General features: G+C 73.0%; 9 protein-coding genes and 2 pseudogenes. 4 read left to right on the top strand and 7 right to left on the bottom strand.

The window, feature by feature from the left end:
• Positions 1–184 precede the first annotated feature (184 nt).
• Complete coding sequence (locus AC51EU_RS22210; RefSeq protein ID WP_496268787.1) at positions 185–1,441, top strand: mannosyltransferase family protein; 1,257 nt, start codon at positions 185–187, stop codon at positions 1,439–1,441.
• A gap of 108 nt (positions 1,442–1,549) precedes the next feature.
• On the top strand, positions 1,550–1,828 hold the full coding sequence (locus AC51EU_RS22205) for a hypothetical protein (protein WP_496268786.1): 279 nt from the start codon (positions 1,550–1,552) through the stop codon (positions 1,826–1,828).
• Between the two features lie 299 nt (positions 1,829–2,127).
• Here the strand turns inward: AC51EU_RS22205 and AC51EU_RS22200 are convergent, their stop codons facing one another.
• Positions 2,128–2,694, bottom strand: a complete 567-nt coding sequence (locus tag AC51EU_RS22200; RefSeq protein ID WP_496268785.1) for a rhodanese-like domain-containing protein — start codon at positions 2,692–2,694, stop codon at positions 2,128–2,130.
• A gap of 81 nt (positions 2,695–2,775) precedes the next feature.
• On the opposite strand from AC51EU_RS22200, the gene AC51EU_RS22195 reads away from it, so the two are divergent.
• On the top strand, positions 2,776–3,057 hold the full coding sequence (locus AC51EU_RS22195; RefSeq protein ID WP_496268784.1) for a metal-sensitive transcriptional regulator: 282 nt from the start codon (positions 2,776–2,778) through the stop codon (positions 3,055–3,057).
• 27 nt (positions 3,058–3,084) lie between these two features.
• Here AC51EU_RS22195 and AC51EU_RS22190 read toward each other — a convergent pair.
• Positions 3,085–3,833 (bottom strand): annotated as a pseudogene (locus tag AC51EU_RS22190) (sulfite exporter TauE/SafE family protein).
• A 226-nt stretch (positions 3,834–4,059) separates the two neighbouring features.
• A complete protein-coding gene (locus AC51EU_RS22185; protein WP_496268783.1) occupies positions 4,060–5,418 on the bottom strand; it encodes an MBL fold metallo-hydrolase in 1,359 nt (452 codons plus the stop codon).
• Between the two features lie 249 nt (positions 5,419–5,667).
• On the opposite strand from AC51EU_RS22185, the pseudogene AC51EU_RS22180 reads away from it, so the two are divergent.
• Positions 5,668–6,147 (top strand): annotated as a pseudogene (locus tag AC51EU_RS22180) (GNAT family N-acetyltransferase); the annotation flags it as partial.
• 179 nt (positions 6,148–6,326) lie between these two features.
• Here the strand turns inward: AC51EU_RS22180 and AC51EU_RS22175 are convergent.
• The 4 genes from AC51EU_RS22175 to AC51EU_RS22160 all read right to left on the bottom strand — a co-directional run bounded on the left by AC51EU_RS22175 (position 6,327) and on the right by AC51EU_RS22160 (position 9,888).
• Complete coding sequence (locus AC51EU_RS22175) at positions 6,327–6,551, bottom strand: hypothetical protein (RefSeq protein WP_496268782.1); 225 nt, start codon at positions 6,549–6,551, stop codon at positions 6,327–6,329.
• Between the two features lie 83 nt (positions 6,552–6,634).
• Positions 6,635–6,985 carry a hypothetical protein gene (locus tag AC51EU_RS22170; RefSeq protein ID WP_496268781.1) on the bottom strand — a complete coding sequence of 117 codons (351 nt, stop codon included), beginning with the start codon at positions 6,983–6,985 and terminating at the stop codon, positions 6,635–6,637.
• A gap of 81 nt (positions 6,986–7,066) precedes the next feature.
• The gene (gene ctaD, locus AC51EU_RS22165; RefSeq protein WP_496268788.1) at positions 7,067–8,725 is read right to left on the bottom strand and encodes an aa3-type cytochrome oxidase subunit I; all 1,659 of its coding nucleotides are present in this window, start codon (positions 8,723–8,725) and stop codon (positions 7,067–7,069) included.
• Between the two features lie 203 nt (positions 8,726–8,928).
• Positions 8,929–9,888 (bottom strand): pirin family protein, encoded by a 960-nt coding sequence (locus AC51EU_RS22160; RefSeq protein WP_496268780.1) that lies wholly within the window; start codon positions 9,886–9,888, stop codon positions 8,929–8,931.
• Positions 9,889–10,027: the final 139 nt, after the last annotated feature.

Raw genomic sequence — 10,027 nt, 5'->3', positions numbered from 1 at the left:
CCCGACCCCGGCCGGAGCACGACGGACACCTCCACCACCCGTCCGCCGGGCGCCCCGTCGGGCACCTCGCCCGCCACGTCGTCACCGCCCGCCCCGCCCACGTCCCTGAGCACCAGTCCGCCGCCGCCCTGACACGCCCCGGCGCCACAACCCCACGCACCCCCCACACCCAGGAAGAGCCTCCATGCCCGCCGTGCCCCCTCCGCTGCGCGACAGCGCGCCCGCGCGCCGTCCCGCCGCCCCGGAACGCCCCTCGCCACCGGCGCTCATACGGACGCCGTCGCGCCTGACCCGCGTCCGTACGGCCCTCGCCGAGCGGTTCGGCCCCGCCGACCGCGAGGTGCTCTGGCTCTATCTGGTGACACGGCTGGGGATCTGGCTCACGGCCTACTGCGCCCGGTGGCTGTTCCGGGACGGCCGGGAGGCCGCCCCTGCGCTGGCCCCGTTCCGGCAGTGGGACTGGGGTCACTACCTGCACATCGCGCGCGACGGCTACTTCCCCGGGCAGGCGGGCCCCTGGCAGGAGGGCTGGGACAACAGGGAGGCGTTCTTCCCGGGCTTCCCGATGCTGCTCCGCGCCGTCCACGCGGTCGTCCCGTACTGGACGCTCGCCGGGCTGCTGATCTCCTTCGTCGCCGGCGCCGTCGCCGTGCTGGCCCTGGCCCGGATCGCCCGGACGCATCTGCCGGAGGCGGCGGGGGAAGCGGGGCGGCGCGCCGTGCTGTTCTTCCTGCTGTCGCCCTGCGCGGTCTTCCTGGCCGCCGGCTACACCGAGGCGCTGTTCCTGTCCCTCGCACTGCCCGCCTGGCTCGCCGCGCAGCGCCGCAACTGGCCCCTCGCGGCCACCCTGACCGCCCTGGCCACGACGGTCCGCGTCAGCGGTCTCTTCGTCGCCGCGGCCATCGCCCTGCACTTCGTCCTCACCGCCCGCTCCCGGCGCGACTGGCGTCCGCTGCCCTGGCTGGCGCTGCCCGCCGTCCCGCCGCTGCTGCACAGCTGGTACCTCCAGGCGCACACCGGTGACTGGATGGCCTGGAAGCACGCGGAGGAACGCGGCTGGTACCGGGACTTCCACGCCCCCTGGGAAGCCTGGCAGCACACCTGGGACGCCGCCTTCGGCCCCGCGCAGAGCACCGGGTACGCCTTCATGTTCCAGGCCGAACTCGCGGCCATGCTCGTCGGACTGCTGCTGTTCGGCCTGCTGCTGCGGCGGCGCCGGTGGCCCGAGGCGCTGTGCGTCGGGCTCAGCCTGTGGGCGCTGGGCACCTCCTACTGGTACACGTCGATCCCCCGCGCCAGCCTGCTGTGGTGGCCCCTGTGGATCGGCCTGGCCGCCTGGAGCCTGCGGCGCCCCCGGGTGAAGACCGTCTATCTCGGCCTCGCGGGCCCCTTGGCGACCGTCTTCGCCCTGACCTTCCTGTCCGGCCGGTGGGCGGGCTGACGCCCGATCGAGATGTGACCCACGTCACACACAAGAGTGTCATAGGGGAACGCACTCCCGGACGTATGGAGGGAGCAAGGTGACCGACAACACCGGGAGTTGGACAACATGCGCACACGCATCGCGGCGGCCGTCCTCACGACCGCACTCGCGGGAACCCTGAGCCTGGGCGCCACCCAGGCCACCGCCACCCCCGCCAAGGCCCCCCGTCAGACCGTCGAGCAGGCGCAGACCGCCGACGCGCCCCCCGGATGGATCCTGCGCGGCAAGTACTGGACCCACGGCGGCTGCACGGAGGCCGGCAACGACGGCGTCCAGCGCCACCACTGGGACGAGTACCAGTGCGCCAACGGCACGCTCCAGTGGGTGCTCTGGACGAACCGCTGATCCCCGCGTCCGATCCGGACCGCCACACCCGATTGTCGGACGGGGGATGACCACGAGCGGGCCCGGCGCTTCGGCGCCGGGCCCGCTTCTCGGTGCACGGGGCGCCGGCGGCTTCCCCCGGTCGTGGGTGTCGCGCCGCACGAACTCCACCCGGAGAGCTACGGCCACAACGGGATCACCCGGTTCGAGCACTACCGCCGCGTCCGACCGGGGCCGGCACCCCGCCGGCACGGCTTCCCGTACGACGGGGTCCCGGCGCCGGGCCGGCACCGGGACCCCTGGCGGCGGGCGAGAGTACGTCAGCCCTTGAGAGCCGCCAGTGTGGCGTCGAGGTCCGCGGTGCGGGGGCGGTTGTGGGGGAAGGTGGCGAGGAGGCGGGCCATGCCGCAGGTGCCGGTGACGGCGGAGAAGACCAGGCCGCCGGCGACGCCCGCGGACAGCCAGCGGGCGGGGGCCCAGCGGCGGCCGGCGAGGAGGCCGGTCAGGACGAGGGAGCCGGCGGCGAGGCGGACCTGGCGTTCCATGGGCCAGACCGCGCGGGTCCCGGCGGTGCGGTGCACGTCGTGGCCGAGGCGGGCCCACTCCTCGGTGCCGCCGGTGAGGGTGGCGGCGGTGACGCCGTGCGCCGCCAGGCGCGCGCACGCCTGGGCGGAGCGGTTGCCGGAGGCGCACACCATCAGCAGCTCGCCGCGGCCGGCGGCGGCGCCCAGGGCGTCCAGGGCCCGGTCGAGGTGGTCCAGGGGGATGTTGTGGGCGCCGGGCAGATGGCCGGAGGCGTACTCGCCGGGGGTGCGGACGTCGACGACGGTCAGCTCGTCCAGGCGTCCGAGGACCTGCTCCGGGGTGAGGGCGGTAAGGGTGGTCATGCGGGGTTTCCTCTTCTTTCCTTGGGTGTGCCCCCTCCGGGATAGGATACCCGGAGGGGTATGTTTCGAACGGAGTGGACCGTGGAACTGACGATGGCGGCCGAGGAACTGAAGACCGTGGTCAACCGGCTGCGCCGGGCACAGGGCCAGATCGCCGGGGTGATCCGGATGATCGAGGAGGGACGGGACTGCGAGGACGTCGTCACCCAACTCGCCGCGGCGTCCCGGGCCCTGGACAGGGCGGGCTTCGCGATCATCGCCACCGGTCTCCAGCACTGCCTGACGGAGTCGGACATGGCGGCCGCGGGCGACCGCGAGCAGATGCGGGCCCGGCTGGAGAAGCTCTTCCTCTCCCTCGCCTGAGCCGGTCGTACCGTCGGCGGCCGCGCATCAGGCCACGGCCTGGACGAGCATGAACGCGGCCACCGCCAGCAGGACGACCGCGAAGGCGCGCCGCAGCAGGTCCCCGGGAATCCGGCCGGAGAGGCGTTTGCCGTCCCAGGCGCCCAGGAGCGCGGCCCCGGCGAACGGCCCGATCACCGCCCAGTCCAGCCCGGCCGTGGTGGCGCCGCGGGTGGCCAGTGAGGCCAGTGAGTTCGCCGAGATGACCAGCAGGCTGGTGCCCACCGCGGCCCGCACCTCAACCGCACCACCGTGACCAGCGCCGGGACGGCGAGGAACCCTCCGCCGACCCCGAGCAGCCCGGTCAGCGCACCGAGCCCCGCGCCGGCCCCCGCGACCCGGCCGGGCCGCACCGACGCCCCCCGGCCGCCCGCCGTACGCCCCGGACGCAGCATGCGCACGTCGGCGAGGGCGGCGACCAGCGCGAAGGCCGCGGTCAGCACCGGCTCCGGGAGACGGGCCGCGAGGGCGCCGGCCGCCGCGGCCGGAAGGAGCCCGGCCGCCGCGAACAGCGCTCCCTCCCGCCACCGCACATGGCCGTCGCGGGCATGGGCGTACAGGGCCGTGGCGGAGGTGAGGGTGACGATGATCAGTGCGGCGGTGGTGGCGGCGGCCGGGGTGAGGCCGAGCAGGTAGATCAGCGCGGGCACGGCCAGCACACTGCCGCCCCCGCCCAGCGCGCCGAGCACCAGCCCGACCACTCCCCCGGCCACCAGGGCGAGGATCAGCGCGCTCATGCCGTGCCTCCGCGGACGACCGGCGCACCCGTACGGCGGGCGGGCCGCCGCGGGCCGTGGGCGGCCACTGGAGGCGTGCCGCGCCCGGAGGCGCGGCGGCCGGTGTCCCGTACGGGTGCCGCGACGGCTCCGGGGAGCCGCGGGTGGGACGGAAGGGGGCGGAAGGGCATGGTGGATCGCTCCGTGCGCGGGGTGGTGCGGGTGGTGCTCAAGGGGTGCCGTCGGCTCAGGAGCGGGTGAGTCCGGCCCGGACGGCGGCGTCGAAGCCGTCGTCGACAGCGACCACCTCGCGTCCGGCGGCGTCCAGTACGGAGGCGGCGATCGCCGCGCGCATCCCCCCGGCGCAGTGCACCCACACCACTCCCTGGGGCACCTCGCCGAGGCGGCGGGGCAGTTCGTGGAGCGGTATGTGCACCGAGCCGGTGAGGTGCGCGCCGGCGCGCTCGGAGTCGCGGCGTACGTCCAGCACCACGAGGTGTTCACCGCGGGCGAGGGACGCGGCCAGGTCCGCGAAGGCGGCGCGGGGGAAGGAGCGGAGCCGTTCGCCCTCACCGACCCAGCCGGCCGGGTCGCCGGTGGCGGCGGCCGCCGGGCGGTCGATGCCCACACGGACCAGTTCCCGCTGTGCGTCGGCGATCTGCTCGGGGGTGTCGGCGAGCAGGGTGACGGGCCTGCCCCAGGGGATCAGCCAGGCGAGATGGGTGGCGAGCTGGCCGTCACCCTCGAAGTTGAGCGAGCCGGCGACGTGCCCCTCGGCGAAGGCGACGCGGTTGCGCAGGTCGACCACCCACTCCCCCGCCGCCAGCCGCGCGGCGATCTCGCGGGCGTCGGCGCGCCCCGGCGGGGTGAGGTCCACCGGCGCGGGGCCGGCGGCGTTGGCCGGGCCCATGTGCGCGTAGTAGGCGGGGATGTCCTCCAGGCCGGCGAGCAGCCCGGCGACGAAGGTGTCCACGTCCTGGGTGAGGGCGTCGTTGCCCGCGCGCTCCGCGCCGATCGTGGTGGCCTCCCCGTCCGCCTGCGAGGACGAACAGAAGCTGCCGAACCCGTGTGTGGGCAGCACCGGCACATCGTCGTCCAGGGTGTCGGCGAGGCGGCGGACGGAGGCGTGCTGGGCGCGGGCCAGCCGCTCGGTCAGCCGAGGCTCGACCAGGTCCGGCCGGCCGACGGTGCCGATGAGCAGCGATCCGCCGGTGAAGGCCGCCACGCCGCGTCCGTCCTGTTCCAGGACGTAGGAGGTGTGGTGGGGGGTGTGGCCGGGGGTGGCGAGCGCCCGCAGGACCAGTCCCTCGTCGACGGGGACGGTGTCGCCGTCGACGACCGGGGTCCGGGCGAAGGCGACGGGCGCCCCGGCCGGCACCAGGTAGCGGGCGCCGGTGACGCGGGCGAGTTCCAGGCCGCCGGTGACGTAGTCGTTGTGCAGATGCGTCTCCGCCACGTAGGCGATGCGCACGCCGCGCCGGGCGGCCGCGGCGATGACGCGGTCGATGTCGCGGGGCGGGTCCACCACGACCGCGGCGGCCGGTCCGCCCGCCAGATAGCTGCGGTTGCCCAGACCCTCTGTTGCCAGGGTGTCGACGAAGAACACGGCTACGACTCCTCTCACGATGTACCCCCCGGGGTATGTGAACACCCTAACCGATATACCCAGGGGGGTATTCCCTGGGGACGGCACACCCCCTGACACCACTCCCCTGCCGGCCGGGCGCTACCGTCCTCCCCGCGCGCGGACCGCTTCCGGCCCCGGGACGGACGAGCACCCTTACGTGACCATGACACCGAACGACCTGACCCTGCGCCCCCTCACGGGACGCGGCGAACTCGACCTCTTCTCGAAACGCCGGTCCCCGGACCGAGCGGACGCCTCGCGTTCCGCCCGGTGCGTGACGGCGCGGAACTCGTGGCGCTGATGACCACGGCCCTGGAGGGCACGCTGGACGCACACGGCCGCGACGACCTGACCCGGATGTCCGCCCACGAAGCGGCCACCCGGCACTACGAGGACGAACTCGCCCGCTACACCAGCCCGCGGGCCTGGTGGCGCGTCGCCGCACTGCCCGACGGCGAACCGGTGGGCTTCGTCGTCCCCGCCCACAACGGCTACAACCCGGTCATCGCCTACATCGCGATCCTGCCCGCCCACCGCGGCAACGGCTACATCGACGACCTCCTCACCGAGGGCACCCGCGTCCTCGCCGACCAGGGCGCCCCCCGCATCCGCGCGTCCACGGACCTCGGCAACGTCCCCATGGCGGACGCCTTCCGGCGGGCGGGGTACGTGAACTTCGGGCGGGAGATCAATATGACCTGGGAGTGACCGGGGAGGAAGCGAGGCGGCGCACGGGCCCCGCCCGCATCAAGGAACGGCAGGGGGTCGTCCGTACCGCGCGGGCCACCGGCGACACGTGGCGGTCATCGGCAGCGCGCCGACCGCTCCGCACGGCACCACCACCCTCCACCACCCGGTCGGGGCGGACCACGAGCGATGCCGCCGCGTCATCCCCCGGCCGTTCCGGCCTCCGCCCACTCGGCCGCGTGTTCCCGGACGAACGCGTCGAAGGTACGGGGCGTGCGGCCGGTCAAGCCGGAGACGGCGGTGCCGAGGCGGGCTTCCCGGCCCGCCTTGATGCCGGCGTCCACGGCGGCGAGGGCGGCGGCGAACGCCGACGGCACACCGGCGGCCCGGTAGTCGCCCGCCAGTTCATCGATCCCGATGTCCACCACCCGGACCGGTCGGCCGGTGCGGGCCGTGATGATCGCCGCCGCGTCCCGCCGTCCTTCCCCGGCCCGGGAGCCCGCGCCCCTCAGCGGGTCAGCAGCAGGACGTCGAGGAACGCCGCCGTCGAGGCCAGGAGCAGGCCCAGGGCCAGGAGGCGGCGTTTGAGGAAGCCGTAGCGCTGTTCGTAGTCGCGGCGCATCTGGAGGGAGCGTTCGGCGATGCGGGTGATGGCCGTGCGGGAGACGTCGAGTTGGCGGGTGGTCAGCAGGTCCACGAGTTCGCGTCGTTGTGCGGTCGTGGGCCAGTCGAGTGCGGCGACCGCGGCCTCGGCGTCGGTGCGGGCGCGCTGGATCTCGGCCTGCCACAGGAGGTAGCCCTCCATGGAGGCGATGCCCGCCCGGACGCTGTGGGCGTCCGGTGTCCGGCCGTCGGTCATGGCACGGTCACCTCCGCGCGGGGGGCGCCGGGGGCCGTCGCCGGACTCCCCGGGGTCCCGCCCGCTCCTCGGCGGCGGGGGCTACGAGCCGGGGCGCGGGGTGTCATGTTCCACCGCGGCCTGCCGGTGGCCCTGCCGGGCGGCTTCGAGGGCGATGTCGGGGTGGTGCAGGTCGAAGGCGGGCGATTCGGAGCGGATGCGGGGCAGGGTGAGGAAGTTGTGGCGCGGGGGCGGGCAGGAGGTGGCCCACTCCAGCGAACGCCCGTAACCCCAGGGGTCGTCCAGGGTCGTCTTCGGCGCGTACTTGGCCGTCCGCCACACGTTGTAGAGGAACGGCAGCAGCGAGAAACCGAGCAGGAACGACCCGATGCTGGAAACGGTGTTGAGGGTGGTGAAGCCGTCGGCGGCCAGATAGTCCGCGTAGCGGCGCGGCATGCCGTCCACACCGAGCCAGTGCTGGACGAGGAACGTGCCGTGGAATCCGGTGAACAGCGTCCAGAAATGGATTTTCCCGAGACGTTCGTCGAGCATTCGCCCGCTGAACTTGGGCCACCAGAAATAGAAGCCGGCGAACATCGCGAAGACGACGGTGCCGAACACTGTGTAGTGGAAATGGGCCACCACGAAATAGCTGTCGGAGACGTGGAAGTCGAGCGGCGGGGAGGCCAGCAGGACGCCCGTGAGACCGCCGAACAGAAAGGTCACGAGGAATCCGACGGACCACAGCATGGGCGTCTCGAAGGAGAGCGAGCCGTGCCACATCGTGCCGATCCAGTTGAAGAACTTCACGCCGGTCGGCACGGCGATGAGGAACGACATGAAGGAGAAGAACGGCAGCAGTACCGCGCCCGTCACGAACATGTGGTGCGCCCATACGGTGACGGAGAGTCCGGCGATGGAGATGGTCGCCGCGATGAGTCCGATGTAGCCGAAGACGGGTTTGCGGCTGAAGACGGGGAAGATCTCGGTGACGATCCCGAAGAACGGGAGGGCGATGATGTAGACCTCGGGGTGGCCGAAGAACCAGAACAAATGCTGCCAGAGGACGGCGCCGCCGTTGGCGGGGTCGAAGATGTGGCTGCCGTACTTGCGGTCCGCCTCCAGCGCCAGCAGCGCGGCGGCGAGCACCGGGAAGACGAGCAGCACCAGCAGCGCGGTGAGCAGCACGTTCCAGGTGAAGATCGGCATGCGGAACATCGTCATGCCGGGCGCGCGCATGCAGATGACCGTGGTGATGAAGTTGACGGAACCGAGAATCGTGCCGAATCCGGAGAAGGCCAGACCCATGATCCACATGTCGCCGCCGATGCCCGGGGAATGGACTCCGTCCGACAGCGGCGCATAGGCGAACCACCCGAAGTCCGCCGCGCCCTGCGGGGTGAGGAAGCCGGCCACGGCGATGAGCGAGCCGAAGAGGTACAGCCAGTAGGCGAACATGTTCAGCCGGGGAAAGGCGACGTCGGGCGCGCCGATCTGGAGCGGCATGATCCAGTTGGCGAATCCGGCGAACAGCGGCGTCGCGAACATCAGCAGCATGACCGTGCCGTGCATCGTGAACGCCTGGTTGAACTGCTCGTTCGACATGATCTGGAGTCCCGGGCGGGCGAGTTCCGCCCGGAGGAACAGCGCCATCACCCCGCCGATCAGGAAGAAGGCGAACGAGGTGGCCAGATAGAGCGTGCCGATCGTCTTGTGGTCGGTGGTCGTGAGCCATTGCACCACCACGCGTCCGGCATTCATCCGCCGGGCGGCCGGCGCCGGCGGACCCTCCTGTTGTACGGCTGTCACGGCCCTCGCTCCTCACCGAATGGGCACCATCGCAGGCAGACCGTACAGACACACCGGGAAGTGCCAAAGAGGCTCGCCGCCGCGCGCCATCAGTCACACGAACGTCATTCCGTGAAGCGGATTTTCCGTGCGGGCCGGAAGGCTTTCCGGCGGATTCAGCGGACCGCTCCCCTGGGCGTGAGGGGGCCCGGGGGAAGGTCGGGGGCGAGGAGGCGGGGGCCGTCGTAGCCGCGGACGGTGCCGAAGCGGTCGCCGGTGTTCCACGCGGCGCGGGCCTCGGCGATCTCGGCGTGGCTGCGGCCGACGAAGTTCCACCACATGACGATCCGCTCCGCGAACGGTTCGCCGCCGAGCAGGAGCAGGTCGCCGCCGACGGCGGTGCGCAGCGGCAGTTCGGAGCGTCCGCAGCCGAGGTAGAGCAGGGAGCCCGGGGACAGCCGGAGGCCGTCGACCTCGTTCTCCCCGCGGAGGGTGAGGGCCGCGTACTCGAAGTCGGGCTCGATCGGGAGCCGGGTGTCGGTGCCGGGGGCGAGGGTGATGTCGGCGCCGACGAGGGGGGTGAAGGTGGTGCCCGGGGAGGCGGCTCCGGCGAGTTCGCCGAGGAGGACGGTGGCCGACAGTCCGCCGCCGGTGAGCACCGGCAGATCGCGGTGGTGTTCGAAGGAGGGGGTGGTGTGGCGGTGCTCGGCGGGGAGCGCGACCCATAGTTGCGCGCCGTGCAGCAGCGGGGCGTGCTCCCACGGCGACTCCTCGGAGTGCGCGATGGCCCGGCCGGACGTCATCAGGCCCAGTTCCCGGGGGCGTACGGTCTGGAGGCTGCCCAGGCTGTCGCGGTGCAGCACCTCGCCCTCGCGCAGCCAGCTGACGGTCTGGAGGCCCATGTGGGGGTGCGGGGGCACCCGCATGCCGGGCTCCCCGGCGATGTCGTCGGGACCGTAGTGGTCGATGAAGCACCAGGCGCCGACCATCCGGCGGCCCAGGTTGGGCAGCAGCCGCCGTACGACGGTGCTCTCGCCGAGCGGCATCTGACGGCCCGGCTGGAGATCGCGGACCGGGCCGGTGCGGGTGTTGCCCCCGCACAGCCCGACGGAGGGCCGGCGATCGAGGTTGCTCATACCGTCACAATAGACATCCTTGTCCGTACAACTCGCGCAGGCGTACGGACAGGCATGTCCTGCGGTCCCCCGCTTTTCCGGTGCCGGCCCGGGGGTGTCAGCGGTCCGTGGTGTACACCGCGCGCAGGGCGTCGGTGAC

The sequence above is a fragment of the Candidatus Streptomyces philanthi genome (genome assembly GCF_059553635.1).
This window is presented reverse-complemented; position numbering and strand designations above follow the sequence as displayed.

What these genes read in the sequence shown, in the direction of transcription:
- AC51EU_RS22210 (WP_496268787.1), top strand. Translation starts at nt 185, where the DNA reads ATGCCCGCCGTGCCCCCTCCGCTGCGCGACAGCGCGCCCGCGCGCCGT.
- AC51EU_RS22205 (WP_496268786.1), top strand. Translation starts at nt 1,550, where the DNA reads ATGCGCACACGCATCGCGGCGGCCGTCCTCACGACCGCACTCGCGGGA.
- AC51EU_RS22200 (WP_496268785.1), bottom strand. Translation starts at nt 2,694, where the DNA reads ATGACCACCCTTACCGCCCTCACCCCGGAGCAGGTCCTCGGACGCCTG.
- AC51EU_RS22170 (WP_496268781.1), bottom strand. Translation starts at nt 6,985, where the DNA reads ATGACCGACGGCCGGACACCGGACGCCCACAGCGTCCGGGCGGGCATC.
- ctaD (WP_496268788.1), bottom strand. Translation starts at nt 8,725, where the DNA reads ATGAATGCCGGACGCGTGGTGGTGCAATGGCTCACGACCACCGACCAC.
- AC51EU_RS22160 (WP_496268780.1), bottom strand. Translation starts at nt 9,888, where the DNA reads ATGAGCAACCTCGATCGCCGGCCCTCCGTCGGGCTGTGCGGGGGCAAC.